At 46.2% G+C, this 26,981-nt stretch carries 22 protein-coding genes; 9 read left to right on the top strand and 13 right to left on the bottom strand.

The genetic code is table 11. The annotated features are described in order from the left end of the window. Position 1: 1 nt before the first annotated feature. From ACVW2L_RS20395 to ACVW2L_RS20380, 4 genes are all read right to left on the bottom strand, one after another. Entirely contained in the window at positions 2–955 is a 954-nt protein-coding gene (locus tag ACVW2L_RS20395) for a PorP/SprF family type IX secretion system membrane protein (protein WP_457129799.1), read from the bottom strand. A 3-nt stretch (positions 956–958) separates the two neighbouring features. Then, positions 959–8,743 carry a putative Ig domain-containing protein gene (locus ACVW2L_RS20390; protein WP_457129798.1) on the bottom strand — a complete coding sequence of 2,595 codons (7,785 nt, stop codon included), beginning with the start codon at positions 8,741–8,743 and terminating at the stop codon, positions 959–961. A gap of 272 nt (positions 8,744–9,015) precedes the next feature. Beyond that, the gene (locus ACVW2L_RS20385) at positions 9,016–10,071 is read right to left on the bottom strand and encodes a helix-turn-helix transcriptional regulator (protein WP_457129797.1); all 1,056 of its coding nucleotides are present in this window, start codon (positions 10,069–10,071) and stop codon (positions 9,016–9,018) included. A gap of 476 nt (positions 10,072–10,547) precedes the next feature. Continuing rightward, a complete protein-coding gene (locus ACVW2L_RS20380; protein ID WP_457129796.1) occupies positions 10,548–10,790 on the bottom strand; it encodes a hypothetical protein in 243 nt (80 codons plus the stop codon). A gap of 125 nt (positions 10,791–10,915) precedes the next feature. On the opposite strand from ACVW2L_RS20380, the gene ACVW2L_RS20375 reads away from it, so the two are divergent. Next, the gene (locus tag ACVW2L_RS20375; protein ID WP_457129795.1) at positions 10,916–11,074 is read left to right on the top strand and encodes a hypothetical protein; all 159 of its coding nucleotides are present in this window, start codon (positions 10,916–10,918) and stop codon (positions 11,072–11,074) included. A gap of 37 nt (positions 11,075–11,111) precedes the next feature. Here the strand turns inward: ACVW2L_RS20375 and ACVW2L_RS20370 are convergent, their stop codons facing one another. From ACVW2L_RS20370 to ACVW2L_RS20355, 4 genes are all read right to left on the bottom strand, one after another. After that, a complete protein-coding gene (locus ACVW2L_RS20370) occupies positions 11,112–11,288 on the bottom strand; it encodes a hypothetical protein (RefSeq protein ID WP_457129794.1) in 177 nt (58 codons plus the stop codon). An 11-nt stretch (positions 11,289–11,299) separates the two neighbouring features. Continuing rightward, positions 11,300–12,175 (bottom strand): SDR family oxidoreductase, encoded by an 876-nt coding sequence (locus tag ACVW2L_RS20365; protein ID WP_457129793.1) that lies wholly within the window; start codon positions 12,173–12,175, stop codon positions 11,300–11,302. Positions 12,176–12,239: 64 nt separating this feature from the next. Continuing rightward, a complete protein-coding gene (locus tag ACVW2L_RS20360; protein ID WP_457129792.1) occupies positions 12,240–13,175 on the bottom strand; it encodes a manganese catalase family protein in 936 nt (311 codons plus the stop codon). 54 nt (positions 13,176–13,229) lie between these two features. Next, positions 13,230–13,490: a KGG domain-containing protein gene (locus tag ACVW2L_RS20355; protein ID WP_457129791.1), complete on the bottom strand. Its 261-nt coding sequence runs from the start codon at positions 13,488–13,490 to the stop codon at positions 13,230–13,232. A gap of 222 nt (positions 13,491–13,712) precedes the next feature. Between ACVW2L_RS20355 and ACVW2L_RS20350 the strand changes: the two genes are divergently transcribed. The 6 genes from ACVW2L_RS20350 to ACVW2L_RS20325 all read left to right on the top strand — a co-directional run bounded on the left by ACVW2L_RS20350 (position 13,713) and on the right by ACVW2L_RS20325 (position 19,784). After that, positions 13,713–14,450, top strand: coding sequence for an SDR family oxidoreductase (locus ACVW2L_RS20350; RefSeq protein WP_457129790.1), 738 nt, complete (start codon positions 13,713–13,715; stop codon positions 14,448–14,450). Between the two features lie 9 nt (positions 14,451–14,459). Beyond that, positions 14,460–15,539, top strand: coding sequence for a zinc-dependent alcohol dehydrogenase (locus tag ACVW2L_RS20345; RefSeq protein WP_457129789.1), 1,080 nt, complete (start codon positions 14,460–14,462; stop codon positions 15,537–15,539). A gap of 25 nt (positions 15,540–15,564) precedes the next feature. Continuing rightward, positions 15,565–16,251 (top strand): DUF421 domain-containing protein, encoded by a 687-nt coding sequence (locus ACVW2L_RS20340; RefSeq protein WP_457129788.1) that lies wholly within the window; start codon positions 15,565–15,567, stop codon positions 16,249–16,251. Positions 16,252–16,260: 9 nt separating this feature from the next. Further along, the gene (locus ACVW2L_RS20335; RefSeq protein ID WP_457129787.1) at positions 16,261–16,968 is read left to right on the top strand and encodes a DUF421 domain-containing protein; all 708 of its coding nucleotides are present in this window, start codon (positions 16,261–16,263) and stop codon (positions 16,966–16,968) included. Between the two features lie 9 nt (positions 16,969–16,977). Further along, positions 16,978–17,436: a BON domain-containing protein gene (locus ACVW2L_RS20330; RefSeq protein WP_457129786.1), complete on the top strand. Its 459-nt coding sequence runs from the start codon at positions 16,978–16,980 to the stop codon at positions 17,434–17,436. Positions 17,437–17,582: 146 nt separating this feature from the next. Then, positions 17,583–19,784, top strand: a complete 2,202-nt coding sequence (locus ACVW2L_RS20325) for a hypothetical protein (RefSeq protein WP_457129785.1) — start codon at positions 17,583–17,585, stop codon at positions 19,782–19,784. Here ACVW2L_RS20325 and ACVW2L_RS20320 read toward each other — a convergent pair. From ACVW2L_RS20320 to ACVW2L_RS20310, 3 genes are all read right to left on the bottom strand, one after another. Continuing rightward, on the bottom strand, positions 19,771–21,369 hold the full coding sequence (locus ACVW2L_RS20320; protein WP_457129784.1) for an alpha-amylase family glycosyl hydrolase: 1,599 nt from the start codon (positions 21,367–21,369) through the stop codon (positions 19,771–19,773). The two genes, ACVW2L_RS20325 and ACVW2L_RS20320, sit on opposite strands and share 14 nt — an antisense overlap. 78 nt (positions 21,370–21,447) lie before the next feature. Further along, positions 21,448–22,245: a hypothetical protein gene (locus ACVW2L_RS20315; RefSeq protein WP_457129783.1), complete on the bottom strand. Its 798-nt coding sequence runs from the start codon at positions 22,243–22,245 to the stop codon at positions 21,448–21,450. Between the two features lie 144 nt (positions 22,246–22,389). Beyond that, positions 22,390–23,040 carry a response regulator gene (locus ACVW2L_RS20310; protein WP_457129782.1) on the bottom strand — a complete coding sequence of 217 codons (651 nt, stop codon included), beginning with the start codon at positions 23,038–23,040 and terminating at the stop codon, positions 22,390–22,392. A gap of 185 nt (positions 23,041–23,225) precedes the next feature. Between ACVW2L_RS20310 and ACVW2L_RS20305 the strand changes: the two genes are divergently transcribed. Continuing rightward, positions 23,226–23,459: a hypothetical protein gene (locus ACVW2L_RS20305; RefSeq protein ID WP_457129781.1), complete on the top strand. Its 234-nt coding sequence runs from the start codon at positions 23,226–23,228 to the stop codon at positions 23,457–23,459. 289 nt (positions 23,460–23,748) lie between these two features. Here the strand turns inward: ACVW2L_RS20305 and ACVW2L_RS20300 are convergent, their stop codons facing one another. Further along, on the bottom strand, positions 23,749–24,228 hold the full coding sequence (locus tag ACVW2L_RS20300) for a hypothetical protein (protein WP_457129780.1): 480 nt from the start codon (positions 24,226–24,228) through the stop codon (positions 23,749–23,751). Positions 24,229–24,234: 6 nt separating this feature from the next. Continuing rightward, positions 24,235–25,386: a zinc-dependent alcohol dehydrogenase gene (locus ACVW2L_RS20295; protein WP_457129779.1), complete on the bottom strand. Its 1,152-nt coding sequence runs from the start codon at positions 25,384–25,386 to the stop codon at positions 24,235–24,237. A gap of 166 nt (positions 25,387–25,552) precedes the next feature. Between ACVW2L_RS20295 and ACVW2L_RS20290 the strand changes: the two genes are divergently transcribed. Continuing rightward, positions 25,553–26,629: a PAS domain-containing sensor histidine kinase gene (locus tag ACVW2L_RS20290; protein ID WP_457129778.1), complete on the top strand. Its 1,077-nt coding sequence runs from the start codon at positions 25,553–25,555 to the stop codon at positions 26,627–26,629. Positions 26,630–26,981: the final 352 nt, after the last annotated feature.

Raw genomic sequence — 26,981 nt, 5'->3', positions numbered from 1 at the left:
TTTACAGTAACTTGTTTTTCAAATCCGTCCCAAAACGATAACTTAGGCTAAGTTCATTGGTGGCATTGTTAAAGCCGCCAAGGTTGTTGCCTGATGTATTGAACGCGTAGCTATATCCTATCTTAAAGCTGCCGCTGTTAATGGATAAAATACCTGCCATTTGTTTGTTGGTGTTATAGTTAAACCCCAGCCCAAGTTGCTCTTTTAAAAATAGTGAGCCAGATAAGTTAGCGATTGTAGAAGTGCCTTTGGAATAAGATATAAGCATTGCGGGCTTAAATTTAACTTCCTCGGACAAAGTGGTCAAGTAACCCGCCGCAAAGTAATAATGATCTTTTAAATAGTTAAATTTTTGTACAGATGCATCACCCAGCCCTTGTAAAGTAAGTTCGGGTAGTGATACGCCTACGTAATAATTGGCACCATAAAACATCACCCCAAAACCCAAGTTGGGCGTTGTCTGTCTTACGTCATCTTTAAACTGTGGGTCATTATAATCAAGCGATGAATAATTAGCTGCATAGCTGCGTACGCCAATGTTAAGTGATACTGCCAGATAATTTTCATTCGTCAGTTGGATGGACTTTGCAAAAAAGCCATTTATCTCCGTCAAGCGTTCTACGGCAAACTGGTCGTTCAGTACAATTAAACCTGCAGCGCTGTTATAAGACGGTATAGGGACGCTTGCATTGAACAGCAGCATTTGCGGCGCCCCGGTTATCCCAACAAATTGCTTCCGTCCTAACAGATTAACAGAGCCAGCTTTGTCTATTACCGAATAAGCCGGGTTTAATGGTGTAAGGTTATCGGCATATTGGCTATAGCTAAAATTACCTTGTTGCTGGGCCATGGCCTTATCTGTAATAAACAGCAAAATGCTAAAGCTAAATAAAGCAGCCATCAATTGATGGCTGCTTTTTATATGATTTATAATACTTGCTTTATTTAGATTCATTTGTTAATACTTTAGCACCAGGTAACCTGTTGTATGTTTGGTTACAGCACCTTCCTTGTAATCCACTGAGTAGAAATAAGTTCCCGGAAGCAATTTGCTACCATTGCTGCTACTCCCATCGAATACTTTAGTAACGTTATCATAACCCTTAATACTGAATACCTGAACACCTGATTTGTTGATGATGCTAACTGTATTATCCGGATAATTTAATATTCCATCAATTGTCAGCACGTCGTTAACTCCGTCGCCATTGGGCGATACGGCCTGATGCACGGTAATACCGGATGCTATACTCTCATTATCGAACGTGGATGCCCTTGCAGCCTGCCTTGGGACATTAGCAGTGGTAGTAAAAGTTGCCGGGTTAAGCATGGTGTTCATGTACTTCTCCGCTCCATCAAGGCCATTATATTCGATCACCGTAACGCGATAATTGGTAAGGACCGTCAAACCGGTGATAAAGGCATTGTTGCCTGTCCCATTGTAAACACAATACCACCCCGTATTGCCAACCTGCATGCCTAAGCTAAACTCGCCGTTTGCCGCGTACGTAATATTGTCGGGGCTGGTAATTACGCCGTTGGCGGTCCTCGCCACAAATACAGCCCTCCTGCTACCGCTACCACTTATCCAGTTTACGGTTGTAGCATCCATAGTGGTGTTGGTAAAAGTTAATTTTAGTGATGGAACAGTAGGTGGCACTGCCGGAGAAGGCAGTGTAACTACACTTGCCGGATTAAGCATCGTGTTCATGTACTTTTCAGCTCCTGTTGTACCATTATACTCTATCACCGTAACACGGTAAGTACTATTGGGCAATAAACCGGCTACATTAGCGCTACTGCCTGTTCCATTATAAATACAATACCAGCCGGTTGCTCCTATTTGCGTGCCCCCAGCAAATGTTGTGCTGGCTGTATACGAGGTGTTATCAACGGCATTTATCACCCCGCCTGATACTTTGGCAATAAATACAGCACGTGTTGCACCGTTACCATTGGTCCAGCTTACAGTCGTAGCATCCGCTACGGTATTAGTAAAGGTTAATTTTAACGATGGCACTGTTGGCGCCACCAAGGGTGAGGCCGGCATTAGAACCGAGGCTGGTGACAAACCGGTAAGCAAGTATTTAGTTGATATACTTGCCCCGTTATATTCTACAACTGTTACGCGGTAAGTCTTGTAAGGCAGTAATCCGCTAATATTCGCCGCACTGCCGGTGCCATCGTAAACACAGTACCACCCCGTGGTGCCAATTTCTTTACCAGAGCCAAAAGCTGTATTGGCGGTATACTCCATACTATTGGCAGGGGCCGCTACGCCGCCGCTTGCCTGGGCAACAAATACGGCGCGCCTGGCGCCATTTCCGCTTATCCAGTTTACTGCAGTTGTGGTATAAGTTGTATTACTAAACGTTAGCAAACGTGCCGATATGGTTGGCAATACATTTTGCGATGATGCGGTGGCTACGTTGGCCGGCGATAGGCCGGTAAGCAAATATTGCTCGGTAGCAGCAGCACCGTTATAATCAACCACGGTTAAGCGGTAGGTGCTGTAAGGCTCAAGGCCGGTCACATCAGTGGTGTTTCCGCTGCCATTATAAACGCAATACCAACCTGTTGTTCCAATTTGAGTACCAGAACCAAAGGTGGTGTTTGCCAAATAAGAAGTATTACCTACTGGCGCTGCTACCCCGCCTGATACTTTGGCAATAAATACAGCACGTGTTGCACCGTTACCATTGGTCCAGCTTACAGTCGTAGCATCCGCTACGGTATTAGTAAAGGTTAATTTTAACGATGGCACTGTTGGCGCCACCAAGGGTGAGGCCGGCATTAGAACCGAGGCTGGTGACAAACCGGTAAGCAAGTATTTAGTTGATATACTTGCCCCGTTATATTCTACAACTGTTACGCGGTAAGTCTTGTAAGGCAGTAATCCGCTAATATTCGCCGCACTGCCGGTGCCATCGTAAACACAGTACCACCCCGTGGTGCCAATTTCTTTACCAGAGCCAAAAGCTGTATTGGCGGTATACTCCATACTATTGGCAGGGGCCGCTACGCCGCCGCTTGCCTGGGCAACAAATACGGCGCGCCTGGCGCCATTTCCGCTTATCCAGTTTACTGCAGTTGTGGTATAAGTTGTATTACTAAACGTTAGCAAACGTGCCGATATGGTTGGCAATACATTTTGCGATGATGCGGTGGCTACGTTGGCCGGCGATAGGCCGGTAAGCAAATATTGCTCGGTAGCAGCAGCACCGTTATAATCAACCACGGTTAAGCGGTAGGTGCTGTAAGGCTCAAGGCCGGTCACATCAGTGGTGTTTCCGCTGCCATTATAAACGCAATACCAACCTGTTGTTCCAATTTGAGTACCAGAACCAAAGGTGGTGTTTGCCAAATAAGAAGTATTAGCTACCGGTGCGGCTACCCCGCCCGATACTTTAGCAATAAATACAGCACGCTTAACGCCGTTACCATTGGTCCAGCTTACAGTTGCGCTGGTGGCGGTAATGTTAGTAAATGATAGCAAACGCGATGATTGGTTTGGTGGTACCGGCGGCATGTTAACCGTTACAAGATAGGTTTGAGATGTAAGATCGGCGGCCTTAACGGTATAAGTTACCGGCGAACTAAAATTCACGGCAGTTACGCCGCTTACCTGTATAACGGTATCAATCTTCACCGATGCCCCTGAGGTGGTAAACACAGGCACCAAAGCGGTTAAATTGGTACCAGACGGAACGGTCATTGCTATCGTTTTATCCGTCTCATTTACAAACGCGGTAGTAGCGGGAGATGTCAAACCAAAGGTAGTAATTGCTTTATCCGAACTGGCAACGTTCACCGTGATATTAATAGTATCCTGGCTTATTCCGCCTGCATTAGCTGCGGTAACTATATAGTTTGTTGCTGCCGATGATGTCTTTGGCGTTCCGCTGATAGCACCGGTGAAAGGGTCAAATACCAATCCTGCCGGCAAGGCCGGGCTGATGCTATAACCCAACATCGAAACTTTGCGTATTGTGTTTGATTCTGCAACATACAGGTCACCTGCACCATCCAGCGCCACAGCGTAAGCAGATGTGAAGGTGGCGGTATTACCTTCGCCATTGGCAATTCCTGCAGTACCGCTACCCGAAATAGTTGTAACGCGGCCTGTTACGCTTACACGACGGATGTTCCGGCTGCACGCTACTAACAAGTCACCCGAAACAGCGTCATAAGTAATGCCATAAGGCGATGTGAAAGTGGCTGAAGCGCCCCAGCCATCGGCATTACCCGGCGCGCCCGAACCGGCAAGCGTGGTAACCTCACCCGCAGGCGTAATTTTACGGATTGCCTGGCCGCTCACATCGGCAACGTATAAGTTACCCGCTGCATCAAATGACAGCCCGGTGGGAAACCTAAATGTGGCCGCTGTACCTGTGCCATTCGCCCCGCCAGATACACCACTCCCGGCAAAGGTTGTAACTACGCCCGCAGGGGTAATTTTGCGAATCTTGCGGCCTCCCTGCTCCGAAACGAACAGGTTGCCCTGGGCATCTATCGCAATACCGGAAGCTCCGTTAAACGTGGCAGCCGTACCGGTGCCGTCAACAGAACTACGTGTAGCACTGCCTGCAAATATGGAAATAACACCTGCTGGTGTAATCTTATTGATCTTAGTGTCAACGGCTACATACATATTTCCCGTAGCATCAAAGGCCATGCCTTCTCCTGCGCCGGCGGATGTAAAATTACTTACCGTCCCATCCGATATTTTTCGGATGGCCGAATAGTTGTCGCCTGCATACAAAACACCCTGATTAAAAGCCAGGCCCCAGATGCCGCTGAAAGTGGCTGACCCAACAGGTCCGTTCGCAGAGCCGGCGACAGGGCCGCCCGAGAATGCTGACGTTTGTCCGTAACTCATCGCCGGAACCGCGCCGCCATTGTTAACCGGAGATATCGCCGGAACCGCAACAGTTGCTGTATAACTTAATTTTGAATTGGCATATTGTATCGATGGAACAGGAAAAGCGTTCACTGTGATAGTAATAGTATCCTGGCTTATTCCGCCTGCATTAGCTGCGGTAACTATATAGTTTGTTGCTGTCGACGATGCTTTTGGCGTTCCGCTGATAGCACCTGTAGCCGGGTCAAATACTAATCCTGCCGGTAAAGCCGGGCTGATCCCGTAACCAAACATCGAAACTTTACGTATTAAGGTTCCCTCACTAACATAAAGGCTGCCGGCGCCGTCCAGCGCTACAGCATAAGCGGCTTTGAAACCGGCTGCATTACCCTCGCCATTGGCAGTACCAGCAATTCCGCTACCCGAAACCGTAGTAACCCGGCCGGCAATACTTACACGACGGATGTTCCGGCTGCAGGCTACTAACAAGTCGCCCGAAAGAACATCATAAGTAATGCCATAAGGTTCTGTAAAGCTGGCTGAGGCACCCCATCCATCGGCGTTACCTGTTATACCAGAACCGGCAAGCGTAGTAACCACGCCCGCAGGGGTAATTTTACGGATAGCTTGGCTGCCCACATCAGCAACGTACAAGTTGCCCGCTGCATCAAAGGCCAGCCCGGTTGGGAACCTGAAAGTGGCGGCCGTACCGGTGCCATCAGCCCCGCCTGATACGCCACTACCTGCAAATGTAGTAACTACGCGCCCAGGGGTTATTTTACGAATTTTTCGGCCTCCCTGTTCCGAAACGAACAGGTTACCCTGGGCATCTATTGCAATACCGGAAGCCCCGTTAAATGTGGCAGCCGTACCGGTACCGTCAACAGAACTACTTGTAGCATTGCCCGCAAAGGTAGAAACAACACCCGCAGGTGTAATTCTTTTTATAAGATTACCAACCGCTACATACATGTTTCCGGCAGCATCAAAGGCCATGCCTTCGCCTGCGCCACTGGTGGTAAAATTGCTTACCGTACCTCCTGAAATTTTTCGAACGGCCGCATAGTTGTCTCCTGCATACAAAACGTCCTGACTAAAAGTCAAGCCCCAGATGCCGCCGAAAGTGGCTGACCCAACAGGTCCGTTTGCAGAGCCGGCGACAGGGCCGCCGGAGAATGCTGACGTTTGTCCGTAACTCATCGCCGGAACCGCGCCGCCATTGTTAACCGGAGATATTGCAGCTACCGGAACCGTTGCTGTATATGTTAATGCTGAGTTAGCATATTGTATGGCAGGAACAGGTAAACCCTTCACTGTGATATTAATAGTATCCTGGCTTATGCCGCCTGCATTAGCTGCAGTAATTACATAGTTTGTTGCCGGCGCGGTTGCGCTTGGCGTTCCGCTGATAGCACCCGTAGCGGCGTCGAAAACTAATCCTGCCGGTAAGGCAGGGCTGATCCCGTACCCAAACATCGAAACTTTGCGGATGGATGTTGGCTGTGCAACATACATACTACCGGCACCATCCAGCGCCACAGCGTAAGCAGATGTAAAACTGGCTATATGACCATTGCCATTTACATTACCCGCGCTCCCGGTACCTGACACTGTAGTTACACGGCCCGCAGTACTTACCCTCCGGATTTTCTGACTGCATACCACGAACAGATCGCCCGAAACGTTATCATACGAAATGCCATAAGGCGATGTAAAAGTGGCTGAGGCGCCCCATCCATCAGTGTTACCTGGTGCACCCGAACCGGCAAGTGTGCTAACCACACCCGTTGGCGTAATTTTGCGGATAGCCTGGCTGCTCACATCAGCAACATACAAGTTACCTGCTGCATCAAAGGCCAGCCCGCTTGGGAACCTGAAAGTGGCGGCCGTACCCGTGCCATCAGCCCCGCCTGATACGCCACTACCTGCAAATGTAGTAACTACACCGGCAGGGGTAATTTTACGAATTTTTCGGCCTCCCTGTTCCGAAACGAACAAGTTGCCCTGGGCATCTATCGCAATACCGGAAGCTCCGTTAAATGTGGCAGCCGTACCGGTACCGTCAACAGAACTACTTGTAGCATTGCCTGCAAAGGTAGAAATAACACCTGCAGGCGTAATTTTATTGATCTTAGTATCAACAGCTACATACATATTTCCGGCAGCATCAAAGGCCATGCCTTCGCCTGCGCCGCTGGTGGTAAAATTGCTTACCGTACCCCCAGAAATTTTACGAATGGCCGTATAATTGTCTCCTGCATACAAAATACCCTGATTAAAAGCCAGGCCCCAGATAAAGCCGAACGTAGCCGAAGCTACCGGTCCGTTTACAGAGCCGGATGTGAGACCACCTGAAAATGTAGTAGTTTGACCGTAACCGGTGGTTGGGATTGCGCCGCCACTGTTAACCGGCGTAACCCCCGTTACCGGTACAGTTACAGTATAGGTTAATGCTGAATTAGCATATTGTATCGATGGAAGGGGGAAACCGTTCACCGTGATATTAATAGTATCCTGGCTTATTCCGCCTGCATTAGCTGCGGTAACTATATAGTTTGTTGCTGCCGATGATGTCTTTGGCGTTCCGCTGATAGCACCGGTGAAAGGGTCAAATACCAATCCTGCCGGCAAGGCCGGGCTGATGCTATAACCCAACATCGAAACTTTGCGTATTGTGTTTGATTCTGCAACATACAGGTCACCTGCACCATCCAGCGCCACAGCGTAAGCAGATGTGAAGGTGGCGGTATTACCTTCGCCATTGGCAATTCCTGCAGTACCGCTACCCGAAATAGTTGTAACGCGGCCTGTTACGCTTACACGACGGATGTTCCGGCTGCACGCTACTAACAAGTCACCCGAAACAGCGTCATAAGTAATGCCATAAGGCGATGTGAAAGTGGCTGAAGCGCCCCAGCCATCGGCATTACCCGGCGCGCCCGAACCGGCAAGCGTGGTAACCTCACCCGCAGGCGTAATTTTACGGATTGCCTGGCCGCTCACATCGGCAACGTATAAGTTACCCGCTGCATCAAATGACAGCCCGGTGGGAAACCTAAATGTGGCCGCTGTACCTGTGCCATTCGCCCCGCCAGATACACCACTCCCGGCAAAGGTTGTAACTACGCCCGCAGGGGTAATTTTGCGAATCTTGCGGCCTCCCTGCTCCGAAACGAACAGGTTGCCCTGGGCATCTATCGCAATACCGGAAGCTCCGTTAAACGTGGCAGCCGTACCGGTGCCGTCAACAGAACTACGTGTAGCACTGCCTGCAAATATGGAAATAACACCTGCTGGTGTAATCTTATTGATCTTAGTGTCAACGGCTACATACATATTTCCCGTAGCATCAAAGGCCATGCCTTCTCCTGCGCCGGCGGATGTAAAATTACTTACCGTCCCATCCGATATTTTTCGGATGGCCGAATAGTTGTCGCCTGCATACAAAACACCCTGATTAAAAGCCAGGCCCCAGATGCCGCTGAAAGTGGCTGACCCAACAGGTCCGTTCGCAGAGCCGGCGACAGGGCCGCCCGAGAATGCTGACGTTTGTCCGTAACTCATCGCCGGAACCGCGCCGCCATTGTTAACCGGAGATATCGCCGGAACCGCAACAGTTGCTGTATAACTTAATTTTGAATTGGCATATTGTATCGATGGAACAGGGAAAGCGGGTTTTGCGCCATTAAATAATAAAGAAACACTACTGCTGCCGTTGGTAGCTACCGCCAGATCGGCTTTTCCGTGGCCATTCAAACCAACTATGGCCAGGTTATACGCGCCTGTTGCTGTTTCAAAATCAACTTTCGCAGCAAAACTACTGTACGTAAACGTTAAAAATAATAGAGTTTTTTGCGCTATGCGGCGAAATGAGGGGTGCATGATAATTGATTTAGATATATATAATTGTAGACTTAGCATTATTATCAAAAAAACAGATAGTGATAAACAATAATTACTACCTATTACCGTTTGACAATCTGGTAAAAATAAGCCTCAACTTTTTAACGGACACGCCCGAAAAAATTAATATACTTCCCGAAAAAAAATTCATGAATTGTAAATGAGTCAGCTAACTGTATAATACTTGGCTTTAATAAAATGGACGTATATAACTATAGCCTGTACCGACCGAGTTATACATACCACAGAAACTATTTAATGGTGGAAGGTGAAAAACCGTGATATTTTTTAAATGCTGCCGAAAACTTCCCCGGGCTCTGGTAGCCAAAGGTTAAGGCTATTTCTTTTACACTTACAGGTTTTGATCTTAACATTTGTAAAGCCAGCACCATTTGCTTCTCCTGATAGTACTGAAATATAGAATTGTCATTAACCGCTTTAAATAAATTTTGCAATTTAGCGGCAGAGGTATGTAACGTTTCCGCCAAACTATTTATACCTGGGAACCCACTTGTAAGGCGATCTATCAGAATTTTTTCGGTGCGGGCAACCATGCGGCTATCGTCTTTACTAACCTTGATTTTTGGTGCCAGGTTTTGTGTTGATATGCTGGCGAAGAACTGGGAAATAATTTGTAGACAAAGCATTTTTACCAATATAATGCCCTGCTGGTCCTGCCTGCCATCTTTTAATAAGTCTAATATATTTTTTATAAGTAAATCAGACCCGGGCACGAGGTTGTCCCAGGTCTTATAAGAATTACCCGATTCAAAAAAGTGCTTGAAGTTATCCTCTTTTGCCAAAGTGGCCATCGGCAGGTTACGCTCGAACCATTTCTCATTAAAAACAAAATTGGTAAAGGTACCTTTATCGTCTTTACTAAAAAATGATTTCACTTCAGTACCAGGTTTATAAAAACCCCAACCATGCGTTGGGATGGTCAGGTCATTAAAACGGATCCGGTTGGCTACCGAACTATAAGTAAAGTGTGCGAGAAAGTAGTAATCGCATGGTTCCTGATCATACAAGGCATGCATAGACACATTTTTTCGAAACTCTATCTCGGTGATCATTATCCATAGACCTTCTTCTAATTCGCGGTACCGCATAACACCCTCTGAGAAGATATTATTGGTATGAATTTCATTTTCGGCGGCCAAAAACTTTGTAAAAGGCATGTGTTTAAGTGACTCGATCATGATCTCAGGACTATTGGAGAGATAAGGGAGATCGAAATAACCATCACGATATGTAAAAAAATATTTCCGCATACCGTTAAGCCATTGATTGACACGGAGTTTAAGCATTCGCGGCTAATAACATGTAATACGGGCGCACTTGATCATTTAATGTGTGTTAAGATAGTTTATTAATTTACATTTTTGCAAATCAAAGTACTTAACCGTTATGGAATCGTTGCAAACATTATGTTTCAAAAGGCCATTTTACGTAAATCTTCTAAGAAAAAGTTCGAAGTAGCCCACTGTGGGCTACCATACTGGACAAATCAGCGTTTTTAGCAGATTTGTCCTTTTTTTTTGCCTCAAAAACGGTATTAACGCTATAAAAAACGACGATTGCTTGGTTGAGCCCAGTAGTTCAACAGTTTGCTCAAACCAAACGGTTATCATCGACAATATTCAATCAGCCATTTAGCTTATAAAAAAGGAAATGATTGGGAACTTCCGCCATTCCCTGATCCTCGCGGAGGCACAGAGCGAAGTTAGGGGGGAAACCAAAAGGGAACTTGTTCTACTTTTTTACGAATCTGTAAATAAGCTTGTTATTTCAAAGCAAAACCACCTGCGATGCGTAAATCGCGCAACGAAATATCGGAAAATTGGCGTTTTGAAAGAGTATTCTGCATTAAATACCCATTACTGGTATACGGAAGACTATCTGGTGAAATTAATTCCATGCCTGTCCAATATAAATAACTTAGCGCGCGTGTTAAATACCTGATATTTAATTTTTTAAAACGCAGCCATCCCACGCTTGTTATACCTGTACATTCTTTGTAAACCATAAAACAAACGATTATGCTTATACCAATTGCTTTTATACTTATTGGCCTTTTTGCCATTATTGCGCTATGGCTCGTTATTCGTCAGGCAAAAGGAAAGAACGAAAAACGCACCAAATAATCAGCACATGAGAACTGTATTTCAAAAAGGACAACAAGTGCTCACTCCCGAGGGGTTGGGCACGATAGATGAAATTATCGGCGAAGAGATCACGGTTAAGTTACAAACCGGCGAAAAAAAAGCGTTTTCTGACGAAGAGTTGGAGGATAACAGCGATGCCGGATAAACAAGGCGGCCATTAGCCGCCTTGTTACCTTGTTACATTAAGGATGGTTACTCCGCTGGTTTTTATAGGCAGCCGGCTTAGCGCCGTTATTTTTACCATCAGCTGTCTCTAAGGCTGGGTGCATTGGTGGCTGAGCCTCAAAAGTTTTCACATCATTTTTCAAATCGTTTTGTGTCAACTCATTTTTATCGTTCGTATCTTTTTGCTTTTTCATACTAATGCAATTTAAATTGTTGGCGTGCCCCCGGTTACCTGGATGGTTGCGCCGGACATATAGCTGGATTGATCTGAAGCAAGCAAAACATATGCCGGCGCCAGTTCAGCCGGCTGCGCGGCCCGTCCCAATGGAGTTGATTTTCCAAATTCCTTAACCTGGTCTTCGGGCATGGTGGATGGTATAAGCGGTGTCCAAACCGGGCCGGGTGCCACGCAATTAACGCGGATCCCTTTTTCGCCCCATAACTGCGCCATGCTGGCTGTGAAGTTTTGGATGGCACCTTTGGTTGCTGCGTACGGCACCAGTGTTGGTTTAGGATTATAGGCATTAACCGATGTTGTATTGATGATGGAGCTGCCCGCTTTTAGATGCGGCTCTGCAGCCTTGCACAAATAAAACATCGCATAAATATTTGTTTTAAAAGTTTTATCCCATTCTTCTGCTGTTATCTCCTGTAAGCTTTCATGCGACATTTGGAATGCGGCATTGTTAACCAAAATATCTATACCGCCAAACTCCGTTACGGCTTTTTCAATTATTTGTTTGCAATGCCCTTCTTCACTTATATCGCCACCAACCAAAACCGCCCTGCGGCCGGCTGCTATAATATAACGGGCAGTGTCCTGCGCGTCCTCATCTTCATCAAGATATGATATCAATACATCGGCCCCTTCGCGCGCGAAAGCAATGGCTACCGCGCGGCCAATGCCCGAATCGCCGCCTGTAATAATTGCTTTTTTGCCGGTTAGTTTTCCCGACCCCGTGTAACTCTGCTCGCCATGATCCGCCTCCGGAATCATTTCTTCTATTGTACCAGGCACTTCCTGTTGTTGCTCCGGTTGTGGCGGTTGGGGGTAATCTTTTTTAGGATTTGAAGATTCCATAAGTTTACATTTTATAGGCCGCCTCAATTGGAGACGGCCATTTATTTAGAAAGGTTGAATAACGTTATTTACCGTAAGTAGACCATTGTATCTCTGTGGTTGGTGTGGCCTGCTTAAGTTCTTTACTGCGCTCTTTTGCCAAAGATTTATCCATTTCCTGCACCTGTTCTTCGGTTCGGTCGGTTCCCTCGGGTTCTAACTCAAGCAGGCCATTAGTTTCATTCACAGTTTCAACCGGTTTATCAAAATACTTCCATTCTTCGCCTAATTGTGTGCTTACTCCATCATTCCACGGTCCACGTATCTCGGCTCCATTTGACATGTTGAAATAGGCATTGCTATAGCGGGGGTCGCTTTGTAAAACACCCGGCGGAAAGTTTGGTTGGATGCTGTTCAGCGCAGCTTCAAATTGCTGATAATGCGCTACCTCGCGTGTCATCAAAAAGCGCAGGGTTTCTTTTACATATGGGTCATCGGTAAAAGACATCAGGTATTCGTAAACTATCTTGGCCCGGGCTTCTGCCGCTATATTTGATCGCATATCAACAGTCAGATCGCCGTTTGCGTTAACATAAGCCGCTGTCCACGGGTTGCCGTTACTGTCCGTCAGCGTTGGGCTGCCACCGCTTAACACGCCAAACTGCGGGTTTAACATCGCCTCGTGCATAAAGCTTTCTTTTGCAGCTTTCCCGTTCATGGCCTGCATAATTTCCGATTCGTCTGCCGATGCTTTAAGCTCTCCGCTAACACCGCTAAGCAGCATCTGTATGGTAGCGCCAACAATTTCCAGGTGACTAAATTCCTCAATGCCTATGTCCATTAACAGGTCATACTTATCCGGATAGGCTTGCTTGCAGGCAAAAGCTTGTGTAAAATACTGCATGGCGGCTTTTAACTCGCCATTGCTGCCCCCAAATTGCTCCAGCAGCAATCGGGCAAAGCGTGGGTCGGGTTTTGACACCCGCGCATTAAATTGTAGTTCTTTAACGTGGTGAAACATAAGTTAAATGTTTTAAAGGGCGGGTATTGAAGCACCCGCCCCAGGTAATTAGAATTAGTTTTTACCGCCTTTTCGGCCTATTTCTGCCATGTGTTCACGGTCGCGGCTAACGGCTTTGCCACCCTTACTGGCTATCTCCCGTTGTTGGTCATCATCCATAGCGGCAAAACCCCGGTTTGAGCTATTATCTGATTGTTGCTGGCTCTCCTGGTTGCTGCTGCGCCCTCTGCGGCTACCCGACTGATTTTCCTGCTGGTTGGAGCGGTTGTTGCTTTGTTGGTTTTCGTCTTTCCGGTTTTCTTTTTGAGTTGCCATAATTTTGAATTTAATGGTTAAGAAAATTGTATTTACAGAAAACAACGCCTTGCCCGAAACGAAGTTTGGCGATTAACTACCTGATGTGCAGGGTTGAAATACTCAATTTTTAGCGGCTATTACCTGTTTTGAAAGTAACGGAAACGAGCAACCAAACTTATTGTTGAAATAGTGACCGACCGCATAAGGTTGGGCAACATTATTAATCAAAGCAACAATAATATGGATCAAATGGATTTTAACGGGCGCTCAGTTATAGTTACGGGCGGAACAACAGGAATAGGCCGTGCAATAGCCTATAAGATGGCAGCCGGCGGTGCAAATGTAGTATTAGTGGGGCAAGACCAACAACATTTAGACGAAACCCTGAGCGGCGCAGAAGCTGATTATGCTGACAGGCTTAAAGGCGTGTTGGCCGATTTATCCAACGAAGACGGAATAAGGCAGTTATTTAATGAGGCCGATCGCGAATTGGGCAGTTTGGATCTGTTTATCAATAATGCGGCATTATCAGCCGGAGGCGTAACAGAAGGTAGTTACAGTGAGTGGAATAAAGTGGTACAAACAAATCTTACTGCATATATAGCCTGTGCAAGTTTGGCTGCCGAACGAATGAAGGGCGCGGGAAGCGGGCACATTATTAATATAGGATCAATGAGTGCTAACACCCGCGAAAAAGGAAGCACCGTATATGTGGCAACCAAATCGGGCATTCAGGGATTTTCTGAAAGCCTACGCAAAGAGTTGAACGAACAGGGCATTAAGGTTTCCTTAATTGAACCAGGCGCGGTGGATACCGACATGCAGCCGGCAAGCACGGATGAGAAAGCAGACAGTGTAGAAAAGATGGAGATGCTGCAGGCAGAGGACATTGCTGCTGCTGTAATGTATGTAGCCAGTCAGCCTGCCCGTTGTGATGTTGTTGAGTTAAAGATCAGGCCACATTTACAGATGATATAATATTGTAATATGGACGAGAAAGATAAGCATCCGCAGCAAATGAAGGCGGCTCTTAAAACCGGCGAGGGCGAGTTTGAAGTAGAACGGGTGGGTATGCCCGAAATAGCAAAAGATGACTGGGTGTTGGCGCGTGTTAAGGTAGCCGGCATTTGCGGTACCGACCTTCGCCATTGGAAAAAACACGAGCCGGAATTGGAGTGTAAGATTATGGGGCACGAGTTGGCGGGCGAAGTAGTAGAAGTGGGGCTGGCGGTTAAAAACGTGAAGCCTGGCGACCGCGTAGTGATAGAGACTCTTTTAGGTGATGACACCTGCGAATGGTGCAATATTCAGCGATATAATATTTGTCCAAATCTGTACCCGGTGAGGATGAAAACGATATCCCAGGCTTTTGCAGAATACGTAGCAGGGCCGTGCCGTAAATTTTATAAACTGCCCGATCATGTAAGTTTTGAGGAAGCCACCCTGCTTGACACCTTTTCTGTTTGCATGCACGCCATTCAGTTAAGCGGCATTAAGCTAAATGATAAGGTGGTGGTGATCGGGGCGGGCTGCATTGGCCTGGGCCAGCTGCAACTGGCTAAAATAAGCGGTGCAGATGTTTTAATTATTGATAAAGTGGATTCGGCATTACAACTGGCAAAAGAACTTGGCGCGGACGAGATTGTAAACAAGGACAATGAGGATATAGCAGAGCGCGTTAAAGCTTTTACAGGCGGGCGCGGCGCCGACATTGTTTTTGAATGCGCAGGTGGTACCGCTATGCCAATGACTTTGCCACAGGCGGTGGCATGCGCCCGGATAGGCGGCAAAGTTGTAGTTGTGGGCGGCTTTGAAAAAGGGCAAAACATTGAACTGGATTGGAGCCACATACAAATGGCCGAGATAAAGCTGATAATGAGCGCCAGTTATTCTTACTGGGACATTTATCCGGAAATGCAAATGAGCCTTGACCTGGTTTCGAAAGGAAAAATGAACGCGAGAAAGCTCATCACCCATAGTTTTCCGCTGGATGATATTAATAAAGCTTTTGATACTGCGCAGAAGAAGGAAGAAACCCACGCGGTGTTTGTGGCAATAACTATGTAAACTGGTATCCCATGCACAAGGCGCTATGAAGAAATTTGAGATTCATCTGGCTGATTGGCAGCGTATATTGTTCGGTCAGGCACAGCCAATATTCTTATTGGAGGTTCTTGTGCGTACGCTTATTATTTATATTTTTCTATTATTTGTGCTTCGTTGGTTGGGTAAGCGCATGAGCGGGCAGTTAACCATACTGGAAATGGTGGTAATGCTTACACTGGGGGCTATAGTATCTGTTGCTATGCAGGTGCCCGACCGGGGCATTACGCTAAGTATGTTTGTGCTATTCTGCACGCTGGCTTTCCAGCGCGGCCTTAGCTGGTTAGGCATTAAGAGCGCCCGAATTGAAGAACTTACCCAGGGTAAGATCAGCACATTAGTTAAAGATGGTGTGTTAGATCTGGATGAGATGCGGCGCTGCCGTATCTCGCCACAGCAACTATTTGCGCAATTACGCAGCAGCGGCATATTTAGTTTAGGCGAAGTAAGGCGCGTTTACCTGGAGGCTTGTGGATTATTTAGCACCGTTAAAATGCACAATCAGGTGCCTGGTTTACCGATAATGCCACCCGGCGACAACAGAGTACTTACCGTGTTACGTTACGCAAATGATATGGCCTGTAAAAATTGCGGACATGTAAACCCACATCGGCATCAATTAAAGGAGTGTCCTCATTGCGGCCAAAATAGCTGGACACAAGCGGTCATCCATTAAAAAAACAGTATGCAACCACAGGATATTCATATAAACGACTGGATGCGCATTCTTATTGGAGAAGTGCCCTTGAGTTTTTTTATCGAGTTATTTATCAGAGCTTTTATTGTTTACCTCATTTTGATGGTGTCTATGCGTGCAATGGGGAAGCGCATGTCATCACAATTGGGTCGTAATGAGTTGGCTGCACTGGTATCGCTGGCCGCAGCGGTTGGTATCCCTATGATGGCGCCGGACAGAGGTGTTTTACCGGCCGTTGTCATAGCGTTTGTGTTGATCACTACCGAACGTATAATAGCCATGCAAGCCTGCAAAAGCGAGCGGTTTGAAAATTTTTCGCAGGGCAAAGTAAGCACACTCGTGAGTGACGGAGTGGTTAATATAAAGGAGTTAAATAAGTCGCGGTTATCACACGAGCGGGTATTCGCTCAACTTCGATCACAGGGCTTGTTACAGTTGGGCAGTGTGTCCCGGTTTTATATGGAAGCCAACGGAACATTTACATTGGTGCGCAACCCGAAGCCTGTGCCCGGGTTATCTGTATTGCCACCTTGGGATGATTCGCTGCGCGATTGTTTTAAGGAATATTCTGAACGGCAGATCTGTGTACAATGCGGCTTTCCACAAAAAGAAAATGGACACGGTTATGCAAGATGCCCTAATTGTGCAAAAGAAAAGTGGGTGACCGCAGTTCAGGAGATCAGTGACAATGCTTAATAGGATGTTATGAAAAAGATAATAATAGCTGTGATAGTATTTGCTTTGGCCGGCTGCCAGACATCTGATGAAGAGATTCGGGCAGATATAGCAGGTAAGGCACGTAAAGACCTGAACTTTGCAGGTTTGTATTACACAGTGCAAAATGGCAAAGTAAGCTTCAGGGGCAGTTGCCCATCGCAAAAAGCTTTTGATATGGTAAAGCAAACAATATCGAATATTAATGTAATAAAATCAGTCAACTATAAGGTAAGCATTGCGCCTGTAAGCTTAGACGCCTTAACACCTCTGAAGCTTCATGCCGACAGCGTACTGGCTAAATATCCGCAAGTTGTTGCCGAGGTTAGTGATGCTGGAATAACATTAAGGGGAGCGGTTACTGCCGCACAACGCAGCAGGTTTATAAGCGATGCAAGACTAAAACTTCCCGGCCATGTGATGGATAGCGTTTACGTGATCCTAAAATAGCACATAGCTAAAGTGAGCATGTTGATCAACCGTAGTAATACGGTACTTTGCGAAGAATACGGTTTCTTGACAAAACAAAACCATACCGCCAAACTATGTGTTAATCCAACAAATAACTTACGGTTTTATTGATTTACAGAACAAATATGTCTACAGCAACATCATTATGGGCGACTGCAGCCATTCAACAATTGTCGGATGTAGAAGAGCAGCCTTCGTATAAGCGCACGGTAGCCGGCTTTAATTTTGAAGTGAAACTGCTCGGCGACTCATTATGGCTTATTGCCGGGTTCGGGAAAAATAAACAAATAGCTTTCCGTACCGTGTATTCTCCTGATGGCTTTCAGGATTTTAAGATAACACAAGACTCTGATAGCCAATTCTCAGCAAGTTTAACATCAGCCGTAGGCGAATTTAAAGTTGAGATCAACTTTCCGCGGCAAGATCAGCCTATCGTTCGTTATACAACATCGCTTAAACCGGCTACAGAGCTGTTTGTACCGTTCTGGCCAAGAGATATTATTGTTTCCGGCAAAGGCGACCCAGAGGGCGAGATCCATATATCGCAAACAGGCACCCGCTCCGGGCATCTTTATGCATCGTTTAAGAAACCGGCGGGTGGGTCATTCCTGTACCTGCAGAATCTGACGGCGTTAGCAGATTATAACATTGATACCCAAACTTCAGCCGGTGGCGTTGTAGGGGGGCAGTGGCCCGAAATGGGCCTTAGCCTGCCGCCGGCTTTAGAAAAACCTTTGCAAAAAGGCAAAACCTACACCATTTGCGATGCCTTTGTTGCACTGAGCGAACAAAGCCCCGCCGACCAGTTTGATGTAGCTAAAGGCTTTTTAGAGGCGCTTGGGAATCTTTACCTGCTCCTACCCCGCCCTGAAACGGTATACCATGATTATACAGAAATACTACCGAAAGCGCTGCACGATCTGCAAACCAATAAAGGTTGCTGGTCGCACCGGAGCGGGCACCCGTATTTAAACGCCTATTTGTGTGATTACAATACACCGCCCGAGATAATGGTGCAACTTTCGGTACTGTTGCCGGTACAGGATTATATGCGCTGGAGCGGAGAGACCTGCATAATGGAAAAAGAGATCATAGACGGTCTGTCTGCATTCTACAATGAACAACTGGGCACCGTGATGCGGTGGTTACCCGCCGAGGAAGGCATGTTAGATGAGTCTGAGGAGCAAAAAACGCCTTTGGTAATGGATGCCTGGTACCTGCACCATCCTTTACTTAACCTTGCCCGAATGGCGAGCTATGGCGATAAGTTAGCTAAGGACCTGCTGCTTAAATCTGTAGATTATGCCATAAAGGTTGCACGGCACTTTAATTACTGCTGGCCCGTGTTTTATAAGATGGACACCCTGGAAGTTGTAAAGGCCGAAACCAAGGAAAGTGAAGGCGGCGAAAAAGACGTAGCTGGTTTGTATGCGCACGTAATGCTGCAGGTATGGGAGCTAACCAAAGACAAAAAATACTTCGCGGAAGCAGAAAAGGCCGCACAGTCTATGCCGCAACATGGCTTCAACGTATTTTATCAGGCCAATAATACCATGTTCTCTGCAAAGGCAATGGTCTTCCTTTATAAAGAAACGAAAAAGGAATTGTACCGCGACCTTGCTTACTTATTTTTAGCCAACGTGTTTAAGAATGTAGCGCTATGGGAGTGTCATTACGGCTTTGGAAAAAATTTCCCAAGCTTTTTTCAGGTGTTTCCGCTTAATGATGCGCCTTATACAGCGGTGTACGAGGAGCAGGAAGTATTTGCAGGTGTGCATGAATTTTTAAATTATGCAACCGGTGTTGAACTTTTACCGGCAGTTAGACTGCTGCTTGCCGAGTTTGTGCGCCACGGAATACACCGCATGACCTTTTATTACCCGCCTAAACTACCTGAAGATATGTTGGTTAAAGAAGTAAAAACCGGCGAGTTGGACCCAAAGTTATGGATTGCTTTGGAAGATATTCATGACGGGTGGGAACAATCAGGCAGCGTTGGGCAGGAAGTGTACGGCGCGGGGCTTGCATTTGGTATTGTACCACGACAATACACGCGCATACCTAATGAGGATTTTATGGTGTTTATAGATTATCCGGTGCTGAACCAAACCACAAAGGGCAAAACTATACGCTTTGATGTTTTAGGCGATAGTGCGCTAACGTGCCGCATGTGTATAGTAAGCAAAGAACAAAAGCGCCTTCCCTCATTTAAAATTAAAGCTGGCAACAAAGAAGATCAAGAGCAGATTGATGCGGCAAAGCCAACTAAGGATGGGTTGGAGTATGCCATCCATGGTAATCAAACAATAGCCATCAGTTGGGGCTAACCGTTAACCAATAGCCAGCGTTAGCGGGTAGCGTTACATCACCCTTGGCAGGAGTTAGTGCACGCCCGCTGATTAAATCTTTTATAGTTGATGTATCTATGGGGAGCGTTATAGTTTGCTGTTTATCAGAAAAGTTAAACACTGCGAGTAATGCACCTTTATCAGAGTGATATCTGATAATAAAACAGTGCTTATTACCTGCATCCGGAACGTCCCAACGCCCTTGTGCAATTTCTGGATGGGCTTTGCGCAATGTTAAAAGGCGACGGGTGTAAGTAAGCAACGAGTTTGGATCACTTTGCTGTTTTTGCACATTTACTGACGGGTAGCCGTAAGTACCGGTGGCTATAACCGGGCGAAAAAGTGTGGGTGCGGTGCTAAAACCTGCATTAAAATTGATGTTCCATTGCATTGGCGTACGCACAGATAAGCGTTCTTTCAATGCTAAATCATCGCCCATGCCTATCTCTTCACCATACCGCAATACAGCTGTACCGGGCAGGGCCAACATCAACGCATAAGCGTGTTTCAACAAATGCGAATTGTTATTTAGCATGGGTGCCAGCCGCCTGCGGATGCCGCGATCATACAATTGCATTGTCGTATCCGGCCCCATTTTTTCATAAACTTCTTTTATCTCCTTCTTACTCAACTTGCCCAGGTCAACCTCATCATGGTTGCGCAAAAAATATACCCACTGCGCCTTTGGCGGTTTTTCTGCTGTAGCATGCAGCGCCTTTTGCAGCGGTTGGGCGTTGCCGCTGGCCAGCGCATAAAACAAGTATTCATTAACCTCAAAATTCAGCATCATATCTAATCCTTCGCCTTGCTTTGAGAAATAGTCTTTTGTCTCTTCAGGCTTAACATTGGCTTCGCCCAGCAAAACGGCATCAGGCTTGGCTTTTCTCACCGCTTGCGCCAACGCATGTAATATTCCAAAATGATGTCGTGGATCTGCTGCCGATGGGCGCGGATCATCAATAATAAATGGTACGGCATCCAACCTAAAGCCATCCATGCCCTGTTTAAGCCAGTAAGTTAGAATGTGTTCCGCCTCTGCCAATACTTGTTTGTTTTGAAAATTAAGATCCGGCTGGAAATTGTAAAAACGATGGAAAAAATATTTTCCCGTAGTGCTGTCAAGCCGCCACGTTTCCTTTTCCACCTTCGGAAAGCCCATACCTTTGTCCCAATCAGTGGGCCGCTTAACCGACCATACATACCAGTCTGGCCTTGCTCGAAACCAGGGATGCTGAATGGACGAATGGTTAAGCACCACATCCATTATCACCTTTATGTGATGTTGCTTAGCCGCCTGCATAAATTGACGAAAGTCTGCAGTGGTGCCTAACCGCGGGTCTACACCCGTATAGTCTGTTACATCATAACCGTCATCCTGCAAAGGCGAGGGTTGAAACGGAGCCAGCCAAAGCGTTGTAACGCCAAGGGAATCAAGATAGCCTAACTTTGAGCTTAGCCCCCTGAAATCGCCTATGCCGTTACCATCACTATCTTTAAAGGTTTTAACATCGAGGTTATAAATTACCTGTTGCTTATACCATGCAGGCGTACTGTTATCAGTCACATGCGGTTGTTGCCGCCTGCATGCCGTAAAACAAAAGGCAATTATTATCAGATATAAACAGCTCCTGCTCATGCCGCCTCAACAGGGAAAAATAAGCAGCGGCACAGCAATATGATCGGGAAGTTGCCTGGGGACGTAATCACCCAACAGCTTTTGAAAGTGATACATACGGTTACTGCAAACCAGCAGATCTGCGCCCATTGTATTGGTGAGTGTGTCTACTACATTTTCAAAGTTGGTCTCTTTTATATGGCTAAAAAACAACTCGCACATATTACTATAGCGGCCAAACGAGTCGACAAAAAGTTGTTTGCCATAATCGGGCATAAGGTCTGGAAGTCCCTGCTGGCAAATATGAGCCAATAGCACACTTGATTTTTTAAATTTAGCTAACTGACTAACTACAGGCTGCTGGCAATAACGCAGATCGGTTAAATAAACTATGCGTTTTATTTGCCGTGCCTCAAAATCATCAGGTAAGATCATCATTGGGCAGCTTATGTGGTTGAGAACTACCTGTAAATTAAGCCGGCAATTTTTTAATGAGGCAATAACCATGGAGCAATTTTCGCGGCGTATGTAAGCAGCCAATTTTCGCTCGGTGCATCGCGACGCGTCCATAGTTTTTATGTTGGGTAAATGCCGGTCATTAAAATCGCCAAAATTTTCCTCATCCATGTCAACGTGTTCGACACGAGCGCTTCGCGATTTGCTATCCTGGTTTGAAACGGCCTGCAAGATAAGCGACCGTGCGCCCGGCTGTTTGCTCATTTGAGCCTCAATAATGTCTTTACCGTTTTGCAGTGCAAATTGGTAAGCAAATTTGGTTACATGCGTATCATCCGCATGGTTTGTAATAACTAATATATTGTCCATAAAATCCTCCCCGCTAATCAACAAACACGAGTTAAATTATTAACAAGCGTTAATAGGTTGTGGTTTTGAGTGGAAATACCTGATTTACGTCAAGCTATATGCGATTGTTACGGTATTCTTAAACGCAGAAATACCTTTTCCCTCTTAATTTATAATGCCCCGGCGCATAGCAAACCTAATAAGGGCCGGTGTGTTGCGGGTGCCGGTTTTGTTGATCATAGATTGCCTATGCCCTTCTACCGTGCGCCGGCTGGTAAACAGCTTGTCGGCTGCTTCCTCGTTGGTATACCCATCAGCAATAAGTTGCAGCACCTCCATCTCCCGCTTTGAGAAGTCAACAGTCTGAACTTGTTCTGATGTTGCAGCCTGTCCCCCGGGTGTAAATCGTTTAATAAGATTATCTGCCACATTGGAACATAAATAAGAACGATTGCGGGCTACTTGCTTAATAGCAAATATCAGTTCGTCAGCATCGGCAGTTTTAAGTACATAACTTTTTACGCCCTCCTGAAAAGCCCGGCGAATGTATTTCTCTTCATCCTGAATGGTAAGCAGCAAAATTTGGACAGAAGGAAAACGCGACCGCACTATCGCGGCCAGTTCAAGTCCGTTTATCTTAGGCATGCTGATATCAGTTACCAACACGTCTGCGTTAACGCCGGTTTCTAAAAGGTCTATAATCTGCTGCCCGTCGCTGGCTTCACCTGTGATGTTAAATTCAGGCTCGCGTGCCAAAATTTGGTGCAACCCTGAACGAACGAGTTGATGATCCTCCGCTAAAATAATATTGATCATTATAGGTATCTGTTTGCAGTGTTTACTATAGGGGGTAGCTGCAAGAATACCGCCAAGATAGTGATAGCCAAACGGCGGTGCTTCATGTTTTGGTAAATACGGTATTTATCCGGGGCCATTATCGTATTAATACGTGTATTTTGATAAAATACAAGCCGGTAATTTCGAACAATAATAAAAATACAATGAGGTTTCAAATTACGGTTACATATAAAGGGCAGCAGCTAACACTCAGCGTTAGCACAGCTGTTTACCTTGAGAAGGTTGTTTATCAGATCAATACAGGCAACTTAAAGGTTATTGTTTATCAAAAAGATGGCAAGTGGCAATCAACTAATGATAAAGTTATTGAGCAGGAGCTTTTAGATAAGGTGGGTGCTGCAATAACAGAGCAAATAGGTGTTGAGCAGGCGGGGTAAAGAAGGATATAGGTGCGGTTTTTTGAGAACAAACGCACACCCGCTATCTCACATTCCATCGCCCCGTCTAAAGAGTAATAGCCCGTAAATAGACATAATCACCAAACGTTCCTACCAACCAACCAATCGTTCCTATGGACCGAAAAGGCTATAATCATCCCATAGGAATGTTTGGTTGGTAGCATTAAAGTTGTAAATCACTACGTTCGGTAGGAACGTTTCGTGAATTTGAGGTCATGTCTATTCATGGCTATTACATTAAAGGTGGGATTTTGATGAGTTGATTTGATTACCTTTTCTTCTGCATCACTTTAAAAACAACCAACGCGGCTACAGCGCCTATAGCAACGTTTTTTATCACCGCTTCCCGGTTGTATTTCCATTCGGCGTTCCAGCCCCGCTCGGCGAATATATTGGGCGCCTTGCCTTTTTTAAAATCATCAATTATCCCTTCAATCATATCTACCCTATCTGCCAGGATAAGTGGCAGCCAGTGGCCATAGCTCGACTCGCTGTACTTAAAAGCAAAGCGGCGTATTTTACCACTTAACCTTGCGGGCGGCTGGCCGGTGCCAAATACAGCGGTGTTATATGGGCGCTCTACCGACTTTAAAATCTCTACATTCTCCGGTTGCAGTTCCGGGCGCTCCCAGTTAATCCGGGCGTGGTCATCGCCGGTATAGATCTTCATTGGATACGTTGGTTCATTATCGGGGTCGGCATCAATGCCCCAACCCGCTATATGTTTTAAATGCTCTGGTGTTTCCATAATGTTTTATCTTGCTGATGGTGGTATAAGTACAGTTTTAATACATTCGTCGCGCTTGGCAGAAAAAATGTGGTAAGCCTCTGCTACTTCTTCTAAGGGTACGCGGTGCGTAATAATTCCTTTCGGGTCAATCCGCCCTGCCTGTATATGTTCAATTAGCCTTGGTAAATGCCGTTTTACCGATGCCTGGTTAGCGCGTATGGTTATGCCCTTATTGACCACATTACCAATAGGGATCAAATTATCAGTTGGGCCGTAAACACCCACTATAGAAACTATACCCCCTTTTTTAACGCCGTTAATGGCCCAATGCAGCGCGGTTGCAGATCCGGCCTGCAGCAGCAGCTTTCGGCCTGTTATAGTTTGCATGGCGTTACCGGCAGCATCGCCGCCCACTGCATCAATACACACGTCGGCCCCCAGCCAGTCGGTGGTCTTCTTTAAAAACAGTACCACATCACCAACAGATCTAAAATTATAGGCTTCGCACTGCGCATACTGACGCACAAAATCCAGCCGGTATTCAATATGGTCAAGCACAATTACCCTGCCCGCCCCAAATAGCCAGGCGCATTTTGCGGCCATTATGCCAACCGGGCCCGCACCAAATACTACTACTGTGTCACCGGGTTTAATGCCGCCCATTTCGGCAGCCTGGTAACCGGTAGGTAAAACGTCGGTAAGCAGTACAGCATCATCGGGGTCCATTCCTTCAGGTATCACCGTTGGGCCTACGTTAGCAAACGGCACGCGCACGTACTCGGCTTGCCCACCGTCAAAACCACCTGCGGTGTGCGAGTAGCCAAATATCCCGCCAACAGCAGTAGCTTCGGGGTTTGATTCGTGGCAGTTACCGTAAAGGCCTTGCTTACAAAACGCGCATTTGCCGCAGGCAATGTTAAACGGTACTAATACATTATCTCCCGGTTTAATTTTCTCCACGGCAGCCCCCACCTCCTCAACAACGCCAACAAACTCGTGCCCAAAGGTGCTGCCCACACGGGTGTCGGGCACCAGGCCATGGTATAAGTGCAGGTCTGACCCACAGATGCACGATCGGGTAACCCTTATTATGGCATCCTCGGGATGCAGGATCTCCGGATAAGGCTTATTGTCAATGCGTACCCTGAACGGGCCGCGGTAATTCATTGCTAACATAGTTCCTCCTAACGTTTAATATTAATAAATGCCTGTAAAGGCAACAGGATTATAAAGGAGCCGGTTTGATGGTTAAATACCCGTTTTAAGACCGATTTATACGGGTTTATTAGTTTTGCAAACAAAAATTTACTAACAATGGTTGCTATACAAGGAGTTAATAATCATGGATATAGAAGAAAATGATTTGTTAAAAAGCCTTGGCGACGTTGCCAACGAAGGCTACTTTGTGTTTAGTTTAGCAGAAAATAAGATCGTTTATTTAAGTGACGCCTTCAAGCGCATCTGGAATTTGCCGGAATCAGGCGGAAGAGTACATGCTGAGCATTTTTGGCAATTGATCCATCCGGATGATACCACTTACATACGCGAATGCCTGGCTGCGTTAAAAAGAGGAGAAAAGATAAAGACTGAGTTTAGAATAATGCCGAAAGGAGAAACGCGGCATTTGGAGCTAAAAGCTTATCCAATTGAAATGGACGGCCTGATGATAAGCGGCTATGTGGCAGATATAACCGATATTAAAAACAATATATTTTATGCCGAGAAAATAAATGCCCGCAAAAATGCGATGCTTGCGGTACTGGCCCATGATTTGAAAGAGCCCGTGGCGGTTATAAATATGATGGCCTCGGCCATTAAGGGCAATGAAGCTGTAGCCGGCAATACCACTATTCTCAATAATATTCAGGTAATAGAAGACTTGTGCGCGCGCAACATTGCCCTTATTAAGGACCTGATGCAGCAGGAGTTTTTGGAGTCGCCAGAGGTTGGTTTACGGAAGGAACGGTTAGACATGGTTAAGTCTGTTGGCGATATTGTAAAGCAGTACCAGGATAGTGAGAGCGTTATTGTTAAACAATTTGTATATAGGCACGATAAAGAGCGGGTTTATGCAGTGGCAGACATGTTGAAAATTGCGCAATGTGTAAATAATTTGATCGTAAATGCCATTAAATTCACGCATCCGGGCGGCCGTATAGAGGTAACTTTAACAGAGCAGGCAGATACGGTGCGACTGGCTGTAAGCGACAACGGTATTGGTATTCCGGAGGAGTTGAAGCCCTATTTATTTGAGCACCGTACACGCGCCCATCGCCCGGGCCTTCGGGGCGAAGAAGGAGCCGGGATAGGATTGTCCATCATCCGTTTATTAATTGAGCTGCACGGTGGAAAAGTATGGGTGGAGAGTGAAGTGGGAAAGGGCAGCACTTTTTACATTGAGTTGCCTCAGGGGCTTTAATAAGCTTTCGTCCTGAAATAGGTTGTACATTTTCTACACTCCGTGGGACAAAAATCTCTGATTTACATTAGCTCTGTAAATCTGCCATTTAAGCTAATTCTACAGCTAAATTTCCTGACGAATAAGTAGTCTCACTTTGTCCCACTCAAGAAATATTAAACATTAACTGTCAATCATTTACACAAAACAGTGTCGCAATGTGTCTCGTATTGTCCCACACCCACGTGGGACAGAACGATTACTACGCGCCGCTATTGTATTTCTACGGTAAATGCCGCTAATGCATATTCTGCTAAACCATCATAGCCAAAATATGTTATTCTGACGGCTGCGGCACTATGTCCGTAGCAGT

Source organism: Mucilaginibacter sp. HD30 (genome assembly GCF_054061755.1).
The sequence above is the reverse complement of the archived record's forward strand: the minus strand, read 5'-3'. Positions and strand labels throughout refer to the sequence as shown.